Source organism: Pilibacter termitis (genome assembly GCF_900167335.1).
GTDB classification, from domain to species: Bacteria; Bacillota; Bacilli; order Lactobacillales; family Streptococcaceae; genus Pilibacter; species Pilibacter termitis.
The window spans coordinates 14,682-37,841 of sequence record NZ_FUXI01000008.1 but is presented as its reverse complement, the minus strand read 5'-3'; the positions used below and the strand labels follow the sequence as shown (position 1 = coordinate 37,841).

The 23,160-nt window shown below is 39.3% G+C and carries 20 protein-coding genes; 18 read left to right on the top strand and 2 right to left on the bottom strand.

Going from position 1 to position 23,160, the window contains the following annotated elements:
• Positions 1 to 84 precede the first annotated feature (84 nt).
• The 8 genes from ftsA to ileS all read left to right on the top strand — a co-directional run bounded on the left by ftsA (position 85) and on the right by ileS (position 9,441).
• Complete coding sequence (gene ftsA, locus B5D30_RS04635) at positions 85 to 1,479, top strand: cell division protein FtsA (RefSeq protein ID WP_078806868.1); 1,395 nt, start codon at positions 85 to 87, stop codon at positions 1,477 to 1,479.
• A gap of 20 nt (positions 1,480 to 1,499) precedes the next feature.
• The gene (ftsZ, locus tag B5D30_RS04630) at positions 1,500 to 2,786 is read left to right on the top strand and encodes a cell division protein FtsZ (RefSeq protein WP_078806867.1); all 1,287 of its coding nucleotides are present in this window, start codon (positions 1,500 to 1,502) and stop codon (positions 2,784 to 2,786) included.
• 1 nt (position 2,787) lies between these two features.
• Positions 2,788 to 3,486: a YggS family pyridoxal phosphate-dependent enzyme gene (locus tag B5D30_RS04625; RefSeq protein WP_078806866.1), complete on the top strand. Its 699-nt coding sequence runs from the start codon at positions 2,788 to 2,790 to the stop codon at positions 3,484 to 3,486.
• A complete protein-coding gene (sepF, locus tag B5D30_RS04620) occupies positions 3,470 to 4,162 on the top strand; it encodes a cell division protein SepF (RefSeq protein ID WP_078806865.1) in 693 nt (230 codons plus the stop codon). Before B5D30_RS04625 ends, sepF begins: the two co-directional genes overlap by 17 nt.
• Before the next feature lie 18 nt (positions 4,163 to 4,180).
• Positions 4,181 to 4,459, top strand: a complete 279-nt coding sequence (locus tag B5D30_RS04615) for a YggT family protein (protein WP_078806864.1) — start codon at positions 4,181 to 4,183, stop codon at positions 4,457 to 4,459.
• Positions 4,460 to 4,492: 33 nt separating this feature from the next.
• Positions 4,493 to 5,275: a YlmH family RNA-binding protein gene (locus B5D30_RS04610; RefSeq protein WP_078806863.1), complete on the top strand. Its 783-nt coding sequence runs from the start codon at positions 4,493 to 4,495 to the stop codon at positions 5,273 to 5,275.
• 16 nt (positions 5,276 to 5,291) lie between these two features.
• Entirely contained in the window at positions 5,292 to 6,035 is a 744-nt protein-coding gene (locus tag B5D30_RS04605) for a DivIVA domain-containing protein (RefSeq protein ID WP_078806862.1), read from the top strand.
• Positions 6,036 to 6,654: 619 nt separating this feature from the next.
• Complete coding sequence (gene ileS / locus B5D30_RS04600; protein ID WP_078806861.1) at positions 6,655 to 9,441, top strand: isoleucine--tRNA ligase; 2,787 nt, start codon at positions 6,655 to 6,657, stop codon at positions 9,439 to 9,441.
• A 52-nt stretch (positions 9,442 to 9,493) separates the two neighbouring features.
• Here the strand turns inward: ileS and B5D30_RS04595 are convergent, their stop codons facing one another.
• Positions 9,494 to 10,378: a PocR ligand-binding domain-containing protein gene (locus B5D30_RS04595; RefSeq protein ID WP_078806860.1), complete on the bottom strand. Its 885-nt coding sequence runs from the start codon at positions 10,376 to 10,378 to the stop codon at positions 9,494 to 9,496.
• A gap of 406 nt (positions 10,379 to 10,784) precedes the next feature.
• Between B5D30_RS04595 and B5D30_RS04590 the strand changes: the two genes are divergently transcribed.
• From B5D30_RS04590 to B5D30_RS04565, 6 genes are all read left to right on the top strand, one after another.
• Positions 10,785 to 11,549 (top strand): WxL domain-containing protein, encoded by a 765-nt coding sequence (locus B5D30_RS04590; RefSeq protein WP_078806859.1) that lies wholly within the window; start codon positions 10,785 to 10,787, stop codon positions 11,547 to 11,549.
• A gap of 86 nt (positions 11,550 to 11,635) precedes the next feature.
• Positions 11,636 to 12,340 (top strand): WxL domain-containing protein, encoded by a 705-nt coding sequence (locus tag B5D30_RS04585; RefSeq protein WP_078806858.1) that lies wholly within the window; start codon positions 11,636 to 11,638, stop codon positions 12,338 to 12,340.
• Positions 12,341 to 12,423: 83 nt separating this feature from the next.
• Positions 12,424 to 13,473, top strand: a complete 1,050-nt coding sequence (locus B5D30_RS04580; RefSeq protein ID WP_078806857.1) for a WxLIP family cell surface protein — start codon at positions 12,424 to 12,426, stop codon at positions 13,471 to 13,473.
• A gap of 1 nt (position 13,474) precedes the next feature.
• Entirely contained in the window at positions 13,475 to 13,816 is a 342-nt protein-coding gene (locus B5D30_RS04575; RefSeq protein WP_078806856.1) for an LPXTG cell wall anchor domain-containing protein, read from the top strand.
• Positions 13,807 to 14,895, top strand: coding sequence for a DUF916 domain-containing protein (locus tag B5D30_RS04570; RefSeq protein WP_078806855.1), 1,089 nt, complete (start codon positions 13,807 to 13,809; stop codon positions 14,893 to 14,895). Before B5D30_RS04575 ends, B5D30_RS04570 begins: the two co-directional genes overlap by 10 nt.
• The gene (locus B5D30_RS04565; protein WP_078806854.1) at positions 14,841 to 17,444 is read left to right on the top strand and encodes an InlB B-repeat-containing protein; all 2,604 of its coding nucleotides are present in this window, start codon (positions 14,841 to 14,843) and stop codon (positions 17,442 to 17,444) included. The genes B5D30_RS04570 and B5D30_RS04565 overlap by 55 nt, the downstream gene beginning before the upstream one ends.
• A gap of 302 nt (positions 17,445 to 17,746) precedes the next feature.
• Here B5D30_RS04565 and mscL read toward each other — a convergent pair whose 3' ends face one another.
• Positions 17,747 to 18,154, bottom strand: coding sequence for a large conductance mechanosensitive channel protein MscL (mscL, locus tag B5D30_RS04560; RefSeq protein WP_078806853.1), 408 nt, complete (start codon positions 18,152 to 18,154; stop codon positions 17,747 to 17,749).
• 229 nt (positions 18,155 to 18,383) lie between these two features.
• On the opposite strand from mscL, the gene yfmF reads away from it, so the two are divergent.
• Genes yfmF through B5D30_RS04540 form a run of 4 tightly spaced genes read left to right on the top strand, consistent with a single transcriptional unit; the run spans position 18,384 to position 22,649 of the window.
• Positions 18,384 to 19,661, top strand: coding sequence for an EF-P 5-aminopentanol modification-associated protein YfmF (gene yfmF, locus B5D30_RS04555; RefSeq protein ID WP_078806852.1), 1,278 nt, complete (start codon positions 18,384 to 18,386; stop codon positions 19,659 to 19,661).
• Positions 19,651 to 20,949, top strand: a complete 1,299-nt coding sequence (gene yfmH, locus B5D30_RS04550) for an EF-P 5-aminopentanol modification-associated protein YfmH (protein ID WP_078806851.1) — start codon at positions 19,651 to 19,653, stop codon at positions 20,947 to 20,949. The genes yfmF and yfmH overlap by 11 nt, the downstream gene beginning before the upstream one ends.
• Positions 20,946 to 21,665, top strand: coding sequence for an elongation factor P 5-aminopentanone reductase (ymfI, locus tag B5D30_RS04545; RefSeq protein ID WP_078806850.1), 720 nt, complete (start codon positions 20,946 to 20,948; stop codon positions 21,663 to 21,665). The genes yfmH and ymfI overlap by 4 nt, the downstream gene beginning before the upstream one ends.
• Positions 21,666 to 21,704: 39 nt before the next feature.
• Positions 21,705 to 22,649, top strand: a complete 945-nt coding sequence (locus tag B5D30_RS04540) for a helix-turn-helix domain-containing protein (protein WP_078806849.1) — start codon at positions 21,705 to 21,707, stop codon at positions 22,647 to 22,649.
• Positions 22,650 to 23,160: the final 511 nt, after the last annotated feature.

Genomic DNA, 23,160 nt, shown 5'->3' with positions numbered 1-23,160 from the left:
TTGTGTTAGACTAAAATGAGTTGAAATATTTTATAAGCGAAATGAATGAAATAATAGAAAAAATATTAGGAGGGACTTCCTTTCATGGACAAAACAAAGACGAAAACAGGTCTTTACGCCGCCCTTGATATCGGAACGACATCAATAAAAGTCGTAGTAGCCGAGTATGTTGACGGTCAGATGAACGTTATTGGAGTAGGTAACGCAAAATCCGAAGGACTGAAAAAAGGATTTATCATTAATATTGACAAAGCAGTAGAATCAATCAAACGTGCCGTTTCGCAAGCAGAGGAGAAAGCAGGGATTCAAATTCGCAACGTGAATGTTGGGATTCCTGCCAATCAGCTTGACGTAGAAGTATGTCAAGGAATGATTGCGATTCATGCACAGGCAAAAGAAATCACAGATGAAGATGTGCATAATGTAGCAAGTGCTGCACTTGTGCGTGCAATCTTGCCAGAACGTCAAATTATTAGTGTCGTTCCGCAAAATTTTGTAGTGGACGGCTTTGATTCGATTCAAGACCCACGTGGTATGATCGGAGTGAGACTTGAAATGACAGGTCTTCTCTACACAGGACCAAAAACAATTATTCACAATATCCAATCAGCCGTTGAAAAAGCGGGACTTGTGATTGATGATTTTGTTGTTTTACCACTTGCACTTGGGGAAAACATTTTAGGTGAAGGGCAAAGTTCATTTGGAACAGTTGTCGTTGACCTTGGTGGAGGACAAACAACTACTTCTGTCTTTAGTAACGGAGAATTGCACTTGACATTTGTTGACCCTGAAGGTGGAGAAAATGTGACAGGTGACATTTCAAATTACTTGAAAACATCACAAAAAAATGCAGAGGCATTGAAAATTAACTACGGACTTGCAGATTCTACGAGAGCCAGCGAATATGAAAAATTCCCAGTAGACGTGATTGGACAAGCAGAGCCAGTAGAAGTTGACGAGCATTACCTTTCTCAAATCATCGAGGCAAGATACGCTCAAATTTTCCAAAACTCACGTGAATTTTTAGCCAATCATGATGCTCTTGATTTACAAGGTGGGATTGTGTTAACAGGCGGAGCATCAAGTGTTCCAAGTGTGAAAGATTTAGCAAGCGAAGTTTATGGAAACAATGTCCCAGTTGAGCAATATGTACCAAATCAAATGGGGTTGAGAAATCCAGTATTCTCAAATGTAATTGCTATTGCAGAATATGCAGCTGGACTTGATGAAATTTATGGCATTGCAAAAGGTGCAATTTATGGCGGAGAATATATGCCAAGCCGTATGCCAGAAGTGCCACAGCAATCGAGCGGGTTCTTTGGTGGTAAAACACAAGAGCTTCCGCCAATGCAACAAGTAGAAATGCAAAAACCAGATTATGAAGATGATTACTACTACGATGACGAGCCAAAAGCAAAAGGCAAAGGCAAGGGAATACTTGGCAAAGCACGTGGTCTAATCAATGAAATGTTCGATTAATTAGAGGAGGATACAAAGATATGACAACAAAGATGTCATTTGACACAAATTTTAAATCTGGTGCTGTGATTAAAGTAATCGGCGTCGGTGGCGGTGGTGGCAATGCAATCAACCGCATGATTGAAGAAGGCGTGCAAGGTGTGGAATTTATCGCTGCAAATACAGATGTTCAAGCACTTGAGGCAAGCCAAGCAGAAACGATTATTCAACTTGGACCTAAATTAACAGGTGGACTAGGTGCAGGTGCAAAACCAGAGATTGGAAAAAAAGCAGCTGAAGAAAGTGAACCAGAAATTACCGAGGCACTAAAAGGTGCAGATATGGTATTCGTTACCGCAGGTATGGGTGGCGGAACGGGTACTGGTGCGGCACCTGTTGTAGCAGGAATTTCTCGGAGCATGGGAGCATTGACCGTAGGTGTCGTGACTCGTCCATTCTCATTTGAAGGACCACAGCGTGGACTTTCTGCCAGCGAAGGAATTAGCGAATTAAAAGAAAATGTAGATACATTGCTCATTATTTCTAACAACAACTTATTGCAAATCGTTGACAAACGTACGCCGATGATTGAGGCATTACACGAGGCGGATAACGTCTTACGTCAAGGTGTACAAGGAATTACTGACTTGATTACTCGTCCGGGATTGATCAACCTTGACTTTGCGGATGTGAAAACAATCATGGAAAACCAAGGTGATGCTCTTATGGGTATCGGTACAGCAAGCGGTGAAGATCGTGTAATCGAGGCAACTCGTCGTGCAATTGCCTCCCCTCTTCTTGAAACACAAATTGAGGGAGCAAGCAATGTGCTATTAAACGTAACAGGTGGATACGACATGGGTCTTACAGAGGCACAAGATGCCTCAGAGATTGTTATGGCAGCAGCTGGAACAGATGTCAACATTATTCTTGGTACAAACTTTGATGAAAACATGGGAGACGAAATTCGTGTGACAGTCGTTGCAACAGGTTTGAGCAGCACTCAACAAGGGAAAAAATCGAACCGTGGTGGAAACCGTACTTCTGCACAATCTCGCACGACACAAACAAGTGTGAAACGTGATTTAATTCAACAACAAACACGTACGTTTGAGCCAGTAGAAGAAGCAACCCCTCAACCTGAAGAAAATGACGCATTTGGTAAATGGGATATTCGCCGTGAACCAAGCGTTCGTCAGCCGATTGAGGAGTCAACTCTAACTGCACCTGACAACGCACATTTGGATCGTTTCCAAAGAGTTGATACGTCAAAAGCGTTGGAAGACGAGCCACAAACGCCACCGTTCTTCCGCCGTTCAAAACGATAAGATGTTAGAGAAAAATATTCAACAAATTCAAGAGCAGGTAAAAAATGCTCTTGAAAAAGCTGGAAGAGAAGCAAATGAAGCAGTGATTGTTTGCGTAAGCAAATATGTGGATACAAAAACGGTCAAGGAATTAGTCGCAAGAGGCGTTCGACATTTTGGTGAAAATCGACTGCCAAGTTTTCTTGAAAAACATTCTGCGATAGAAGAAAAAGTAGTTTGGCACTTTATTGGCAATTTGCAAACGAAAAAAGTTCGGAAAGTAATCAACGAAATTGATTATTTTCACGCACTTGATAGTTTGAAATTGGCAAGCGAGATAGACAAACGTCGCACAAGTCCGTTAAAATGTTTTGTAGAAGTCAACATTACTGGTGAAGAAAGTAAACATGGACTTTTGCCAGAAGATGTGCTACCCTTTTTAAAGGAAATTAGCGACTTCAAAAATATTCTCGTGGTAGGACTTATGACAATGGCAGAAAAAAATGCCAACGAAGAAGAACTACACACCACATTTCGCAAACTTTATGAGCTTACACAGCAACTAAAAAAAGAAAATATTCCCAATGCCCCACTAAATGAAATGAGTGCGGGAATGAGTCAGGACTTTTCTATTGCCCTTGAAGAAGGCTCTACTTTTGTACGAATAGGTTCTGCTTTTTTCAAAGAACATGAGGAGGATTTCGATGGGCTTACTAGATAAAATAAATTTTTCAAGTTTTTTCGGCTTGAATGATGATGATTATGACGACTACGAGGATGGTGTCTCTACACAAGAGGCTCCTGCTATGCAAAAGCAAGCACCCGTACAGCAACAACCACAACAGCAATCACCATCCTCACAAACTCAAATGCGTGCAATGAGAAGCAACCCCGCACCAACGAGTAGTCAAATGCAACAAAGAGCACCACAAACAAGAACAAATTATTCACAACCAAGAGCATATGTAGCACCAACTGCCTCTTCGCCAACGGTAAACAATACTTACGCACGTGTGGAACGTCCGAAACAGGAACGACCAAGACCTACACAAACTCGCAAAGAGGAAAAAGTGGTGAGCATGAATCAAGGAATGCAAAAATCGCAAAAACGTCCACCGTCCTCACAAAAAATTGCCATTAAAGAGCCACGAGTGTACTCTGAGGCAATGGATATTGGTCGCTTATTGCTTGCAGGCGAAGCAGTATTGATTAACTTTCACCTAATGGAAGAATCTGCTGCACGTCGTGTGATTGATTTCTTGACAGGAATTGTCTTTGCAAGTGACGGAGACATTCAGCGTGTGGGAAATGAAATTTTCCTTTGCACACCGTCAAACTTAATTATTGACGGAGATACAGCACGCAGTCTATTACATCAGCACAATTTTGATTTTTAATGAAAGATAGGTGAATAAATGTTCTTACTCGTTTATCAAATAGGAGACAAGTTTTTTCAAATTTATTCGCTTGTCTGCTTGGTTTACTGTCTGCTAAGTTGGATGCCAAATGCCTACAACACGACATTTGGACGACTTATCATCAAACTGGCAGAGCCGTATATGTCAAAATTTAGCAAATTACCTCTACAATTTTTTGGCATTGATTTTTCTCCGTGGATTGCAATTTTCGTCTTGCAACTTGCACGCCAAGGATTTGAAATTGTAATAATGAATTTGTTATATATGATGTACTAACAGAAAAACTTTAGATTAAAGGAGCGAGGAATCATGAATGAAAATGTTTATCAACATTTCAGGAGGGAGGAACGCTCTTTTATTGACATGGTAAGTGAAAAAATGGAGCGAGCGGAAACCTACTATGCTCCAGAACTTACCGAATTTCTTGATCCAAGAGAGTGTTATATCCTAGAAGTGCTTGTCAGGAAAAATGGGGATTTAAATTATCAATTTTTTGGTGGCTACGAAACAGCTGAACGAAAACGAGCGATGATTTATCCTGCTTACTATTCTCCGAGACAAGAGGATTTTGAAATTTCGATTTTTGAGATTCACTATCCGATAAAATTTGCTACACTTTCACATAGTAAGATTTTAGGCACACTTCTTTCTATTGGTGTAAAACGTGAATACTTTGGAGATATTATAACAGACGGAGAACGTTGGCAAATTTTTCTTGCAAATGAAACAAAACATTATGTAGCAACGCAAATTGAACAAATCGGTAAAATTTCTGTTCGACTAACGGAGCAGGATTACACCCAACTTCTTCTTCCTAAGGAAGACTGGGAAGAAGAGATGACGACACTTAGTAGCTTACGTTTGGATAATTTTATTTCAAACGTGTATAATATTTCTAGGACACGTGCAAAGCAGTTGGTTGATTCAGGGAAGGTGAAACTCAACTGGAGCGAAGAGTCTCGAAGTGATACACAAATTGAGCTTATGGACGTGATAAGTGTACGTGGTCATGGTAGAATACAATTAAGAGGAATTGAGGGAAAGACGAAAAAAGAAAAAATTCGTGTGACGCTCGGAGTATTAAGAAAATAAGAGAGGATTGTGGAATATGACATTAACATCACTAGACATTCAAAACAAAACATTTCAAAAGAAAAAATTCGGAGGATTTGACCCTGATGAAGTAGATGACTTCTTGGATCAAATTGTTCATGATTATGAAGATGTAATACAAAAAAATCGTGAATTAGAGAAAGATTTAAAACACTCTCGTGAAAAATTGGGCTATTTTGATGAATTGAAAGATTCATTGAACGAGTCAATTATCGTTGCCCAAGATACAGCCAATAAAGTGAAATCAAATGCGTCAAACGAGGCAGAAGTCATTGTGAAATCAGCTAACCAGCACGCAGAAGAAACCATTACTGCCGCTCAAGCAAAAGCAGATAGAATTTTGGCTGACGCTAGAAGTAAGGCGACAGAAATGATTACAGAATCAGCAAATAATGCCAAGCAATTAGCACGTGAAACAGAAGATTTGAAGAAAAAAACACGTGGTTTCCACCAACGCTTGAGCTTAATGTTAGAAAGTCAACTTCAAACAGTCAAATCAAACGAATGGGACGACTTGCTCAAACCATTCTCAAGTTATGTTGACGAGCATACAGTTTTAAAAGAAGTCTTGAAAGAAAATGACACGCAAGAAACTGTTGAAAAAGAACTAGAGAGCATAGTAGAGCCAGAAATACAAGCAGAACCATTAGACCCAATTGCCAAAGCACAAGCAATTTTTGATGCGGCACCAAAATTGGAAGATGAAATCACTTCAGACGCACTTTCTACTGAAGGGTAAAAATACATTCATTAGTATAGACCAAAAAAGCCTTATGATATATTTCAAGCGAGCGAAAGACAGTGCAAGTTTCGCATTCCCTACCATAAGGAAAAATCAGCTATACTCATAATGAACGGTTGATGTCGATATTCATCTTAGAGGCATATTGTTTTTATGCAAAGCTAAGGTGGCACCACGAAAAAAATTCGTCCCTAGTCCTATGACTAGGGTTTTTGTTTATATTAGAAAAAAATAAAAGCGTAGAGGGGCGTTCAGGAGTTTGCGACAGCGAACCACGTCGTTTATTTACTCGAAACGTCAGTTTCGAGCGACGTTGAGAGCAGGCGCCCAACTCCTGCCCCTCATAGCTAGACAAATAAAAGCGTAATGGTGCGTTCTGAAGTCTGCAACAGTGAGCCACAGCATTTACTTGCTGGAAACGTAAGTTTCCAGTGCTGTTGCGAACAGTTGCCAGACTTCAGCACCATGTAGCTAGAAAAATAAAAGCGTAGAGGGGCGTTCAGGAGTTTGCGACAGCGAACTATGTCGTTCATTCACTTGAAGCGTTAGCTTCAAGCGACATTGCGAGCAGTCGCCCAACTCCTGCCCCTCGTAGCTAGAAAAAGGAGAACAAATCATGAAAATGAAAGAAACACTCAATCTAGGAAAAACAGCTTTTCCAATGCGTGCAAATTTACCAAATAGAGAAGTTGCATGGCAAGAGGAATGGGAAACGTCAGAAGTTTACGCGAAACGTCAACAATTAAACGAAGGGAAACCAACATTTATCCTGCATGACGGCCCTCCATACGCAAATGGGAATATTCATTTAGGTCATTCGTTGAACAAAATCTCAAAAGACATTATTGTTCGTAGCAAATCTATGTCAGGTTTCCGCACTCCTTACGTGCCGGGGTGGGATACACACGGTTTGCCAATTGAACAAGTGTTGACCAACAAAAAAATTAACCGCAAAGAAATGGAGCTTTCAGCGTATCTGGAAGAATGTAGAAAATACGCTCTTTCACAAGTTGACACACAACGTGCAGATTTTAAACGTCTAGGTGTGACAGGTGATTGGGAAAATCCATACATCACCCTCAACCCAGAATATGAGGCGGCTCAAATTCGTGTGTTTGGGAAAATGGCTGAAAATGGCTATATTTATAAAGGATTGAAACCAATTTATTGGTCGCCGTCATCTGAAAGTTCGCTTGCCGAGGCAGAGATCGAGTACAAGGACGTGAAAAGCCCAAGTATCTACGTTGCTTTCAAAGTGGTAGACGGAAAAGGCATTTTGTCTGATGATGTTGAAATGGTCATCTGGACGACAACACCGTGGACATTGCCTGCAAATCTTGGTATTTCAGTAAATCCTGATTTTGACTATGCCGTAGTTAAAGTAGACAACCGCAAATTCGTCATTGCACAAGTTATGCTAGAAAAAGTAGCAAACGAGATTGGCTGGACGGAATTTGAAATTGTTCAAACACTCAAAGGTCTTGACATGGAATACATGACAGCTCAACATCCGTTTTACGACCGTACAAGTCTTGTAATGGTGGGAGATCACGTGACAGACGAGGCAGGTACTGGACTTGTGCATACAGCACCGGGGCATGGTGAGGACGACTATCATGTAGGGAAAAAATATGGCTTAGCTATTCTTTCTCCTGTTGATTCACGTGGAGTTTACACCGATGAAGCACCATTGTTTACAGGAATGTTTTATGACAAAGCAAATCCAATGATTACAGAAATGCTAGAGAAGTCTGGAGCGTTGCTCAAGCTAGATTTCTTCACGCATAGCTATCCACACGATTGGCGGACGAAAAAACCTGTTATTTTTAGAGCGACACCGCAGTGGTTTGCCTCTATTGACAAATTCCGTCAAAATATTTTAGACGAAGTGGAAAAAGTGGACTGGATTATCCCTTGGGGGAAAACTCGCCTCTACAACATGGTACGTGACCGTGGTGATTGGGTGATTTCTCGTCAACGTGCGTGGGGTGTGCCACTTCCGATTTTTTACGCTGAAAATGGGGAAGAAATTATCACCCCAGAAACAATTGCTCACGTTGCACAACTGTTTAGCGAGCATGGTTCGATTATTTGGTGGAATCGTGAAGCGAAAGATTTATTGCCAGAAGGCTTTACTCACGCAGGTAGCCCAAATGGAATTTTTACCAAAGAAAAAGACATCATGGACGTTTGGTTTGACTCTGGAAGTAGTCATGAGGCAGTGTTACGTCAGCGTGAAGAATTAAGTTTCCCAGCTGATTTGTACCTTGAGGGAAGTGACCAATACCGTGGTTGGTTCAACTCAAGTATCACAACAAGTGTCGCAATTAACGGTGTGGCACCATACAAGGCAGTTCTTTCACAAGGATTTGTCCTTGACGGTGAAGGTCGCAAAATGAGTAAATCACTAGGCAACGTCATTTTGCCAGAAAAAGTGGTCAAACAATTTGGAGCAGACATTTTACGTCTTTGGGTGGCAAGTGTGGATAGCGAGGCAGATGTGCGTGTATCTATGGATATTTTGACACAAGTTGCTGAAGTTTACCGCAAAATCCGCAATACAATGCGTTTCTTGATTGCCAACACAAGTGACTTCACACCAAACACGAATGCCGTTCCTTTTGAAGAATTGCGTTCAGTTGACAAATACATGATGATTCGCTTAAACGAAGTTATTCGCTCCGTTCGTGAAAAAGGGTATGACAAATACAACTTTATTCACATTTACAAAACAATTGTCAACTTCCTCACCGTTGACTTGTCACAATTCTACTTGGATTTCGCAAAAGATGTGGTTTACATCGAGGCGGAAAACGCACATTCTCGCCGTGCAATGCAGACAGTCATGTACGAAACGTTGGTTGCCTTGACAAAATTACTTGCACCAATTTTGCCACACACCGCAGAGGAAATCTGGAAAGAGACGAAAGAAGAGGAAGAATTTGTTCAGCTTTCTGAATTTCCAACAGCTCGCTCGTTTGCAGATGAACAAGCAATTTTGGAACAATGGAATGCTTTCCTTGATTTTCGTGATGATGTCCTAAAAGGGCTAGAAAACGCACGAAACGAAAAAGTTATCGGGAAATCTCTTGAGGCGAAAGTGACAGTTTTTGCCACAGAAGCTCAAAAAGTCTTGCTTGAAAGTCTCAATGCTGATATTGCTCAATTATTGATTGTCTCAGAGTTTGAATTGTCAACAGATGCAAACAATGATACTCAAACATTTGGCGATACAAAACTAAGCGTTACACACGCAACAGGTGAAGTTTGTGTTCGCTGTCGTGCAACAAGTACAACAGTAGGAGACGACGAAAATCCGCATTTGAAAGACGTTTGCCATAAATGTGCAGAGATTTTAAAAGAAAACTTTGCAGAAGAAGTAATGTCTGGCTTTGAAGAATAATAGTTAAGAGTACCTAAAAAGCTCGCATGATGATTTCATGCGAGTTTTTTAGCTATGCAAATGGTCGATTCTTTTTCATACAATACTTACTCCGATAAGCACTCGGGGTCAATCCAGTTTCCTGCTTAAACACTTTACAAAAGCGAGCATTATCCACAAATCCCAAGTATTCGCTAATTTTCGTTACAGGATAATCCGTCGTCACAAGCAAATGATTTGCTTGCTGCACTTTTATCCTTTGATAATACGGCACAAAAGTCGAATTTCGATACTTCTTGATTACTCTGCTAATTTCTTTCTTTTTCCGTTTAAAAATTTGCTCAAGATCGTCCAAGTTAAAATAATATTTCGCTTCATTTTTTAGTTGTAAATCAATCAAATTCATCAATTCATCATCTGAAATATGATTTGTTACACTTTGATTGAGATTTTTTATCTCGTCTTCCGTGATTCTCTCGCCAATCGCCTCTGCAAATAATTCTAGTATCGGCATAATGTTGTCTATATGCTCTTGATCAACGATTGGCACTTTTTCATATAATTTTTCAAATTCCTTATCAGGAAAACCTCCCGCTTTTTTTGTAAGATACGGCAATTCACTCTCATATTCTTTTGACACACGTCGTTGCCCTGCAAATAAAATAGCAATCAAATGGTCATTTTGGTCCAAAATTGGAATAGCCACACTCACCATACCAAACGGACAAAGATAGCGAATCGGCGTGCGGTTAAAATGAAAATGGGTAATCGCAAGCAGTCGATTCCACTGACAGCCCAACCCAATATGGAGTTGCGACTGCATTTTCGTACAAAATTCTGTTGAAATTTCACCGGGCAACAAAATACTTCCGTCATTTAAAATAATAGAAATTGTCACCCCAGTGAGTTTTGATAATTCTTTTTCCCATTTTTCTAATAGTACAATTTTTTTATTCATCTCTTCTTTTTCTCCCAACTTAAAGTTAAATTGATTATATATATAAAATCAACAATTAATAATATAAATGAATAAACATTGATTATCAAGAGAAAAATTTGTTTTTATAATTTTTTTAACATCAAAATCAGAAAAAGACAATGGTTTCGGTAAAAAATGACAACTGAAAAACAAAAAAAACAACGGTACGACAAAAAATAGGCAATGTTTTTTCATGCATTTTGAATTATACTTATCACAAGTTAAGAAACACCTGTTCTTAGCGAAGTTATGGGGTTTAAAAGGGTTTCAATATCAAGGGTTATTAGGAAGAGGAGAAGCTAAAAATTTAGCTCATAGCTAAACCTTGAGTTTAAGCGTAAATTCAAGGTTTAGGTATGTACAAGTTAGGAGGACGTAAAAAGAGATGAAGAAAGTATTTTTGGGGCTACTAGTCCTTCCATTAATTCAAGCAACCGTTGTAAGTGCAAATACAGACGAAACAACGAATGAAGTAAATGTTAGCTTTGCAATTGATAGGACACCCACTAAGCCTGTAAATCCAGAAAATCCATCTCAGCCATTTGAGGACAATGGAAAAAAAGTCGAATTTTCTCCAGAAAGCGACAGAGGAAAAGCTGATAAAGACAAACCAATACTAATCGGCACAGGCAACAAAGGCCCTTTTGCTTTGGATCATGTCATCACAGAATTTGACTTTGGTGATGTTACAGAAAAGGACGGAATTGATACTTATACTGTAATCGGAAATCCAGCATTTTACGAGCAAGAGAAAATGTTCGTGCAATTGACTGACAATCGTAGCAGTCGTGATACAGGCTGGAAATTGCAAGCACAGTTTATAGACAAACTCGTCAGTACAGATGAGGAAAAACATCAATTAGTAGGTGTAAAACTTCTTTTGCCAAAAGGAATTGCAAGAAATTCCTTAACAGACAATCCAGCACAAGAAGATACAAAGAATATCGCAACATTTGCTCAAGGAATTAATGACGAAGCACCTACAACAATTGCTGAAACGATCGCAAGTGATCGCTTGCGAGGTAAAGGAGTCAGCACAATTACTTGGGCAACAAAAGATATTTCATTACAAGTGCCAGCTCAATTAGCCAAGGAAAAAAATTATTCCTTTGCGATTCGCTGGACATTGGTCACACAGCCCGACAAGTAGAGGGCGGAAAATTTATTATCCATTTGGTTTTCCCTAGATTGAATATCTAGTAGAAAATATAAAAAAACTTAGGAGGAGTAATCCAAATGAAAAAATCAACATTATTTTCAGCAGTCGCACTTCTTAGCTTAGGCGTAACACTTAGTGCGAGCGTAGCAAACGCAGCAGTAACTTCAACAGACTCACAAGTGAATGCGAAATTCACAACAAACAACGGTCCAGTAGTACCTCCTGGTCCTGGTCCTGGCCCTGGCCCAATCAACCCACCACTTGCAAATGAATTAGGATTTTACCGTGGATTGAACGACTTTGACTTTGAAGCTCAAATCGACGCTTCACATGACCGTAATGGTTTGAAAGTAAAAGCTACACCAAAAACTGGTGCTTTGGCTGAAGCAGACCGTTACCTTATCGTTTATGACGGACGTTTGTCAGCAACAGGTGAAAACTGGAAAGTATCAGCTCAAGCAACTCAACTTTCTGGTAACACAACAGCTACACCAAGCACTACAAAATCTTACGTTGGTGCACAGCTTAACTTGCCAGCAGCAACTATTGCTTTAGATGATACAGCACCTAACGCAAAAGTTACTGACAAAAACCAAACAATTAAAATGGACGGCGTAGCAGCAGACTTAATCGGTGTAGAAGCAGGGAACGTTGCGAAATTGTTCTCAACTTACCAAATTAAAGAAGCTGACGTTGAGTTAGAAGTACCTGCTCAATCATTTGAAGAAGGAACTTACAGCTCTACTATTACGTTCACTTTATCACCAAGCGTATTACCGTAACAAAAAAATAGACAACATTAGTGGAGGCGACTTCCCCTTTTGGCTCCACTAATGTTGTTGATTACATAATCGGAGGAAGAAAATTGAAACTACTGAAAATCGGCGTTATTTTTACACTATTATTTGGGAGTGCTTTGACGGCTCAAGGAACACGAGCAGATGAAAAGCAAATGGGTGGCTACTCAGTAACGAAAGGGAAAGCTGGCGAAGAAATCAATCCGAAAACAGGATATTATGATTTAAAAATGACACCGGGTGAAACGAGAGAAATTACGGTAATCTTAAAAAACAATACCGACAAGGAAATCGGCGTAAATCAGTCAATTTTCACCTCTCACACGAATACAAATGGTGAGGCAGATTATACCTCACTTGCAAAAGAATATGATAAAAGTTTGAAAGTGAAATTGCATGAAATCATCACTTTGAAAGAAGAGGGAAAAGTTAAACTTGACAAACAAAGTGAGAAAGAATTGACAGCAACAATAAAATTACCAAAAGATGTGCCAACAGGTATTCTACTTGGCTCATGGTATTTTCTAAAAGACGATCAAGTAGCGAAATCTACTAAAAAAGGAATGGGTGTAAAAACACAAATCGCTTTTTCATTGCCAATCAAAATCACGGTAGGAAATGAAATTCCCGAACCCAATCTGAATTTAGTTGACATACAAGCGGGTATGGATTACTTTAAAAAGTCTTATCTAGGACGAGTACAAAATGATCAACCTGCATTGATGACGAAGTTGACCTTTTTAGCGAAAGTAACGAAAAAAGGGAGCGACGAGGTGCTATTTAAAAACGAAATGTCTGGAAGAAGCATGGCACCTAATTCTAACTACCAATTTCCAGTACATCTAAACGAAAAGCAAGCCCAAGCAGGTGAGTACACGTATAGTTTAGAAGTGATAAGCGAAGATCCTAAATGGGAAAGCAAAAATTGGCGTTGGGAAAAGGACTTCACCATTACAAAAGAGGAAGCGGAGAAGATAAACAAAGAAAGTTTGAATGATCCAAAACCAGAGGAAACGATTCCGGTGTGGCTGATTGTACTATTAACCGTATTTGGTTTAGGATTTGTTTCTTTACTTGTTTACATTATAGTATCCAAGAAACGAAAACGGAGGGAATAAAATGAAAAAAGTGTTGAAAACCATAGGTTTGATTGGACTTGCATTTTGTTTATTTTGGGGTGTAACACAAACAAATGCAGAAACGACACCGGGGAATATCACATTTAAAAGCACGTTAAAACCGGACAAACCAAAACTTCCACAAACAAACAATTCCGGAGGAAATACGTCAAGCTCGAGTAGCACCACATCAAGTGGAGGAAACACAGCGTCATCTGGAAAAAATTTACCTAGCACAGGTGAAACGAGAAGATTGGTCTTAACAATTGTCGGTGTGGTGATTCTCTTTATTGTCTTTTTAGTTTATATAAGTAGGAAGAAGAACAAGGAAAAATGTTTATAAAACGAAAGTCTTCGTTTATGCTGGTGCTAGTGTTTCTTATATTCGGGTCGATGATTTTTCGCCCGAGTATCACACTAGCCAATAAACAAGCAATGTTCACCATTCGCAAAGCGGAAGCAGGCGAAGAGGTAAATGAAGAAGAAGGGTATTTTGATTTATTAATGTCTCCGGAGGAGAAAAGAGAAATTAAGCTAGAATTATTCAATCCCGCAAAGGAAGACCTTCATTTAACGAGTGAATTTTTCACCGCCTACACCAATCGCAATGGTGAAATAGAATACAATGCGAACGCAGAAAGTTATGATGAAAGTTTAAAGGTTAAGCTGACGGACGTTATAAAAACTTCTTCAAAAGAAGTCAAAATTCCTAAAGAATCTAAGGTGGTTGTAGCTGCTGAAATTACTTTGCCAAAAGACATTCCAAGCGGAGAAATTTTGGGGAGCTGGCAGTTTAAAGTTCGCTCGAAAAAGAAACAAGAAGGCATTGGCTCGATCTATACGATTACACAAGGAATCAAGATTACCGTTGACGAGAAATGCGAAGAAGTGAATGTAAACTTGCTAGACGTTTGGTTAAATCCTACTTATCCAGAAGGTGTGATTGCAAAGGTTCAAAATGACCAGCCTATGATAGTCGAAGACGTGGAATATGAGGGGTATATAACGAAAAAAGATAGCCAAGAGCCTCTCTATCAGATTAGCCAAAAGAAAAAACGACTTGCCCCTAATTCATATTATGATTTATTGCTCAAGCTAGATGAACAGCTAACTGAGGGGGTTTACACGTATAACCTCAAAGTAACAACACCTAGCAATGAGGAAGAAAGAAAAGAATGGACATTTACAAAGGATTTTGTAGTTTATAAGAAAAAAGAAAAAACAAAAAAGGAGGTGGACGAACGTAAATCTCCGAATAAAACGAAAAAAAGTCAAATTCTTTATCCAATTGTTTTAGGAATAGGGATATTTTCTTTCCTGCTATTCATAGTAGGAAGAATAAAAAAACGTAAGGAGAGTGAAAGAAAATGTGGAGCTACAAAAGGGAAAGGGAAAAGAAGATACAAACGGGAAAGAAGATAGGAGCAGTTCTGTTCTTCTCACTGTTGTTGAATATCTTTTTATTCGCAAAATCAACGAGCGTACAAGCTGACGATTTAGCCACTCCGCCAGTGCAAGAAATTGGTCAAACAGAACAGCTAACGCTTGCTGAGCAGTTAATGGCTCAAGAAGAACCGCAAATAATTGGACCAAAGAAAGACAGAGCCATGCGACCTCGTCCGAGAGCGATGAGTGGAGATTTTTGGGTACTTTACTATGCAGAAGATAGAAATGGGAATGTCTTGCACCGTGCTGAGCAACATGAACAATTGAGTATAAATGGTGTTACTCCTGCTATCGGATCAAGTTATGTCTTACAAACTTACCCTAGTAATAAGGCTCCAGCAGGTCAAAAATTCTCTCATTGGTCATTGCCTTCTGGACTTGCTTCATGGGTTAAACTTCAGGACGGGGAAACCATTTACTATGACTACAATATGGATAGAGGTAGAGGGGTAGACTTCTATATTGATAAACAAATGTTTCACCCAGATTCATTTAAAGGTTATACCAACGGTAGTACGGCTGCACAATTGGTAAATCCTCATAATCGTCAAAGTGTTATTGTTCTTATGGCGAAATTTAGAGGGATAAACGACCCGACTCGAATTACCTATGATGCCAATGGTGGTTCAGGAAATGGGCCGACAGGACCGACAACGGCAAACTATGGTCAAAACTTTACTCCACCGATGAATACTTTCACCCCACCAGCTGGGAAATATTTCAAACGTTGGGCGACTGAAAGTAACGATAGAGGATATTATTTTGAGCAAAACCAAACGGTAAGTTTCCCAATGACACAGGATACGGTAACGCTCTATGCGATTTGGAGTAACAATCCACCGCCAACGACTAGAGTAACTTTTGACGGAAATGGACAGACTTCTGGGAATGCACCGTCTGCTCAAACGGCAACGCTCAATTCATCCTTTACTTTCCCAAATCAAGGGAGTCTAGTGAAAGATGGCTATCAATTTGACGGCTGGAATACAAATAATGCTGGAACAGGAACAAATTATTCTGCTGGTAGCTCGATTATATGGACAAATAGTAGTTCTGCCGTTACACTTTATGCGAAGTGGAAACCAGTAGTAAGTAATATCACGTATGACCTCAACGGCGGGACAGGAAGGACACCGACCGCTCCAAGTTCAGCGACATATGGTTCAATCTTTGTGTCGCCAAATAGCAACAATATCAGTAAGACAGGTTATACTCTCACCGGTTGGAATACGGCAAGAGACGGTAGCGGTAGAAACTATCAAGCTGCTCAACAAGCGACATGGCAAGAGAAAGCAGGAAATGTAACGCTCTATGCCCAGTGGGCACCAGTGAGAAGTGCTATCACGTATGACCTCAACGGTGGTTCAGGAAACGCACCGACCAATCCAAACACAGCGACATTTGGCTCAATCTTTGTTTCACCAAGTGGTTCACCAAGTTGGAGTAAAACAGGTTACAATTTCACTGGTTGGAATACGGCAAGAGACGGCAGTGGTAGAAGTTATCAAGCAGGTCAACAAGCGACATGGCAAGAGACTGCGACAAATGTAACACTTTATGCAGTCTGGACACCAATTCAAGTGCTGATTAAGTATCACGGAAATAATGCAACTTCAGGAAATGCTCCTGCAGATCAGCAAATAAGCTATGGAACGACTTATACTATGGCAGGTCAAGGGACTTTGCAAAGAACAGGATACACATTCGTTTGTTGGAACACTCAAGCTAACGGGTCAGGTCAAGACTATCTTCCAAATCAGCAATACACCATGAACAATAGCACTCCCGGGACAATGGATCTTTATGCAAAATGGAAAGTGACAACGGGTGAAGTTAGAGTACACTTTATTGATGAATTAGGAAATGACTTGCACGCTCCAATTAAGATTACTCATAAAGTTGGGGATAGAATCAGCATGAAGAATGCCAACAATGATTCCAATGTTGATATTTCTCAAACTGTAAACCGCATTGTCAATCAATATTACAGAGTGCCAGTCTTTAAAGACGGAGCAAATCTTTCTGCCAACACCTTAGATGAAAATCTAGTAGAAGTCTTACCAAATTATAGAGACGTTTATTACATTTTCCAAGGGGCATTGACGATTAAAGAAGTACCGACTTTTGACTTTGGGACAGTTGAAGTAAGTGCGGCGAAAGTGAAAGCACCAATTGATACAATCAAAGATAACTTAATTATTAGTGATACACAAATTAATACACGAGGATGGAATTTGACCGTTTCGTTGAGCAAGAAATTTACCAATAATAGAGGGAAAGAACTATCTCCAACGCTCGTTTTAACGAATAGTTCAAATCAGGAAGTAGACATTCAGTATGGAAATTCTAAAGTGCTAGAAAGCACTAGATGGAGCACAACTACTCCGCCACAAAATGAATGGAACTTATCAAATCTTTGGAAGAACAACAAAAACACTTTCCGTATGGAATTTGACGGTAGAACTCTACCTGAATACGGAGATTATCAAGGAGAGCTTGAGTGGCATTTGAATATAGTGCCGTAAGGTATAAATGCCAGTGACAAGCTGGGTATTGTGTTGGGCAATAAAATGGGGTTAGAGAGCAGATGAAAGTCTGCTCTCTATGTATTTGAAAAGAAAGTAGGAACCGTTTGTTTTTTCATGCTCTGCTAAAAAAGAAAATGCAAGAAATTCATTGAGAGGTAGCATTCGGAAATCGAAAAGAGCATGATTACCCATGCTCCGATGAAAAAAGAAAACGCAGGAAGTTCTGCGTTTTTCCTTGTATACTGCAATTGCTCCACAATTTGCAGAACTTCAAGATATTCTTAGTTTTAGAAGTATCCTTAATCTTTTTTCTCTATATTTTGTGCGAGTAAATCACGAATTTCTTCTAAGTAGTCTAGTTCATTGCGAGCAAGTGTTGCCTCTTCTTCTTCCTTGCTTGAGAGAGCTTTGAGTTTGTTGATAGATTTCACAATGAAAAATAAAACAATTCCTGTAATCAAAAATGTAAGAATGGCACTTACCACACTTCCAAAATTAAAATCAATTCCATTTATTTTCACATTCAAACCAGTAAAATTCGTATCTTTACTACCTGTAAATGCTTTGATAACAAGAGCGACAAGCGGTGTAATCAATCCGTCCACAATAGATTTCACAATGGCTGTAAAAGCACCACCAATGACCACCCCAATTGCCAAGTCAACGACATTTCCACGCATAATAAATTCTTTAAACTCTTTAATCATTTGAATACCTCCAAAATATTGGTAGAGAAGGATTAAAAACCCTCCGTTTATTTTCTAGCTAATTCTATTATATAAAACATTTTCCTCAGAGAAAAATATTATGAATTTCTTCCCCTTAGAATGTGTTTTTTGAGGAAAAAACAGTATAATGAATAAAGAGGTTCTCTAAAAAATTATTTCAGAAGAACCATATGAAAAGGACAAGAGCATTCTTGAGAGGCGTGAAATTATGAGTATTCAATTAAGAAATGGAATTTATTTATCGGTTGTGCCGACACAAAAATTTAAAACGATTCGTATTTTACTTCGTTTTCAAACGAAATTGACGGAAGAAGTGGTGAGCAAGCGTGCGTTATTGACAAGTTTGCTTGAAACGAATAGCAAAAATTACCCTACACAGACGGCGATTGCTCAAAAGTTATCATCGCTATACGGTGCGAGTATCAATATGTACGTGACTAGAAAAGGTCAATTGCATTTTTTCAACGTAGCATTATCTGTTGTCAATGATAAATATTTGGAAGAAAAAGGTGTATTGGAAGATGCTCTTGCATTTTTGCAAGAATTACTTTTCAAACCGAACGCATATAATGGAAAATTTGACGAAAAAACTTTTGAAATTGAAAAGCAAAACTTAATGCAATATTTGGATTCCATGCGTGAGGACAAGCAATATTTCGCCAGTCTCAAACTTAACGAGCTATTTTTTCACAATGCAGGCGAGCAGGCAATGTCAAGTATTGGCAGAAGTGAAGATTTGGAAAAATTGACGAGTGAGGAGATGTTTTCTTACTATCGTGAAATGCTCTCCACAGATGAGGTGGATATTATTGTCGCAGGTGACGTCGAAGAAAATGAGATGATTCAAGCATTTTCCAAAATGCCTTTTGTTGACCGTTTGCTCACACCAGTGTCTCTTTATTTTTCGCCAGAAGAGAGCAATATCATACGTGAAGGGGCAAAGCAAGAAAAACTTTCACAAAGCAAACTCAATCTTGCCTATCGTATGCCTGTCAAATTTGACAGCAAGGAGTATTATGCTCTACAAGTGTTTAACGGGATTTTTGGCGGTTTCGCACATTCTAGGTTGTTTTTAAATATTCGTGAAAAAGAGAGCATGGCGTACTATGCAAGCTCGAGTTTTGACAGTTTCCGTGGTTTATTTACCATTCAAACGGGAATTGACGGGAAAAATCGGAAAAAGGTGCTACATCTCATTCACAAAGAACTTGAGAGCATCAAACTTGGAAATGTTGGCGACCTTGAATTATTGCAGACAAAGGAAATGCTAAAAAATGCCTTTTTACTCAGTCAAGACTCGTCTTCAACATTGATAGAAGAAGCATTTATGAAGAGAAAAATGCCGTTTGTCAATCGAGAGAAAGAACAATGGCTAACGCAAATTGATGCGGTAAGTAAAGAAATGGTTGTTGAAATCGCAAGAGCATTGAAATTATCAGCGATATTCTTTTTAGAAGGAAGTGAGGGCGAAGGACTTGGAGAGTAAGAGTTATAAAAAAATTAATGAGGTATTATTCGTAGAAAAATTTGAGAATGGGTTGCAAGTGTATTTCTTGCCAAAACGTGATTTTCACAAGGTTTATGCGGTATTCACGACAAATTATGGATCAATTGACAATGAATTTGTGCCACTTACTTCAACGGAAATGGAACGTGTACCAGACGGAATTGCACATTTTTTGGAGCATAAGTTATTTGAAAAAGAGGACGGAGATGTTTTCCAAAAATTTTCCATGCAAGGAGCGAGCAGCAATGCGTTTACAACGTTCTCAAAAACGAGCTATTTGTTCCATGCTACGAGCAATGTCTATGAAAATTTGAAGCTATTGTTGGATTTTGTGCAAACTCCTTATTTTACGAAAGAAAGTGTGGATAAGGAAAAAGGAATTATTGCACAAGAAATTCAAATGTATCAAGATGATGCAAACTGGCGATTATTTTTTGGCTTATTGCAAAATCTTTATCCAGAAACGTCGATTTCCATTGATATTGCAGGAACCGTTGCAAGTATTCAAGAAATTACAGCTGATGATTTGTATAAATGCTATGAAACATTTTACCACCCAAGCAACATGACGTTGTTTGTCGTAGGGAATTTTGATGAAAACGAAATGCTCCATTTCATTCGTGAAAATCAAGCGGAAAAATCATTTATTCAGCAGAAAGAAATTTTGCGTAGTGAGATAAATGAAACGAGCGAAGTTCTTTCTCATCGTGAAATTGAAATGGAAGTCGTTCGTCCTAAGTTTATTTTCGGGCAAAAAGGTGTGGATAATCTGCCAGAATGTGAACGAGAACTTTTGAAGTACAAACTTTCGATTTCAGCGATTGGGCAATTGCTTTTCAGCCATTCTTCCGAGCATTATTTACATCTTTACGAGGCGGGGATTATTGATGATACGTTTGATGAAGAATTTAGCCTAGATAGAGGGTTTCATTTCTTTTCTGTATCAGGCGATAGCGAAAATTATCACAAAGCAATCCAAGAAGTGCAGAGAATTTTTGAGCATTTTGACGAAAGTCCAGAATTTACCGAGGAAAAATTGGCTCTTTTGAAGAAAAGGATGTTAGGGAAATATTTCCAATCACTTAATTCGCTTGAGTTTATCGCCAACCAATTTTCACAAAGCCTTTTTGGTGAAATTACGCTTTTTGATTTGCCAGAAGTTATCGAAGAATTGACGCTTGCAGACGTGGAAAAATATGGAAAAGCCTTTTTAAATCCAGAGTATTTCACGAGTTTTGTAATATTGCCACGAGGTGATAGAAAATGAAAACAGCACTCGTCATGGGGGCAAGTGGAGACATAGGAAGTGCGATTGTTCGTAAATTTGCTCACCAAGGATACTCGGTTGTTCTGCATTATCGTCGTAACGAAAAAAAAGTTTTAAAAATCATTGAAGAAGTTCAAAAGAAGTACCCCAAACAAGACTTTTTTATGGTATGCTTAGATATGTGTAATGAAGAAGAAATAGCAGGATTTTTAAGCCACCTTTTTCAAGTGGATGTACTTGTATTTGCAAGTGGATGCACGCATTACAATTTGTTGCAAAATGTGACAAGTGACCAAATGAATGAGTTGTGGCAGGTGCATTTGAAAACACCTATGCTACTATGCCAAAAGTTAGAGGACAAACTTGCTCAAAATGGGTCGGGAAGAATTGTTTTCATCGGGAGTATTTACGGCAGCAAGGGAAGTGCAATGGAGACGGTATATAGTGCGATGAAAGCGGGACAGTCTGGATTTGCCAAAAGCTATGCCAAAGAAATTGCCTCACGGAATATTACCGTAAATGTTGTGGCAGCTGGTGCAGTTGCAACGAAGATGAATGAAGAATTTACAGAAGAAGAAATACATGAGTTGAAAATGGAAATCCCAAAGGGGCGATTAGCAAAAGCAGAAGAAATTGCCTCGTTGGTCTATTTTTTAACGACAGATGATGCCGAGTATATTACAGGAGCGACATTGGACATCAATGGTGGATGGTAATGTTCCCTGTGTGGAAAATAGATAAGAGAGTGTGAGAACGTGAGAAATAATCTTACTGTGGGAGAAAGATTACAACAAGCACGCTTAGAGCGTGGTATGTCGCTGATGGAAGTTCAGCAAATTTCAAAAGTACAAGTACGCTTTTTAGAGGCGTTGGAAATAGATGATTATGATGCGTTGCCGGGGTTGTTTTATGCCAAGGCATTTATCCGACAATACGCCAATGCCGTAGGGCTTAACGCTCAAGAAATGGTAGATATTTTTGAAGGAAAAGCTCCAGAGAGAGAAGTAGAAGAAATAGCTGAGGAAGAGCCTGTTTTCCAAGAAGTAACCACAAAACGTGGAGGGAAACATGAGGGAAAATCGAATTTTTTACCGTTGATTATTTTGTCCTTTTTGGCAATTTCAATCTTGGGTGGCGTGATTTATATCATGGTGTCTAGCAACAATAATTCCTCCTCGTTTACAAATTCCTCTTTTAAAGTGGATAATTTGATTTCGACTTCTTCATCGAGTAGCGAAACTTCAAGCGAGACAACGGAAAGTACATCATCAAGCAGTTCGACAACATCCTCAACACAAGCAGAGCCTTTTTCATTGAATGTTGACAATGTAACGCCTCTTGAGATGGATATGACTGCGAAAAACGTCAAACTTCCATTGAAACTTTCGATTGAAACGAAACAAGGCGTTGCCTTAGCCTATGTGGCAAGTCCACCAAGTACAAGTGTGGCAAACTATCCAAATGGTAGCACAGCAATCAAAGGAACAACAGGAGAGCTTGTGCTGAATAAGGAACAACTTGAAAAAAGCAAAGTCTTTTCGATTAAATTTGAAGTCTACAACTCTGCTACGAGGTATTATGTAGAACACAGTGAAGACAATGTAAAAATGACATTGAACGGCGAAAAAATTGATTTAACGCAAATTACACAATTAGGTCAAATGACGGTAAATGTGACCATAGAGAATATTTTAGAGTAAGCGTGTGGCGAGATATGGAGACGAAGTGAGGTAGAAACTCACGAATGCTCCCGCTTGTCTGTATCGATAGCGTAAGTCAAGTTTCAAGAAATCCTGAAGTGATTTCGCAGAAAAGACTTCGAGCGGACTTAAGTTCGCGAGTGACCCCGCTTGGCTGGAGCGAAGCGTAAGTCAAGTTTCAAGAAATCACGAAGTGATTTCGCAGAAAGGACTTTGAGCGGACTTTAGTTCGCAAATGACCCCGCTTGGCTGGAGCGAAGCGTAAGTCAAGTTTCAAGAAATCCCGAAGAGATTTCGCAGAAAAGACTTTGAGCGGACTTTAGTTCGCGAATGACCCCGCTTGGCTGGAGCGATAGTGGAAGTCAAGTTTCAAGAAATCCCGAAGTGATTTCGCAGAAAAGACTTCGAGCGGACTTAAGTTCGCGAGTGACCTCGCTTGGCTGGAGCGATAGCGTAAGTCAAGTTTCAAGAAATCCCGAAGAGATTTCGCAGAAAAGACTTTGAGCGGACT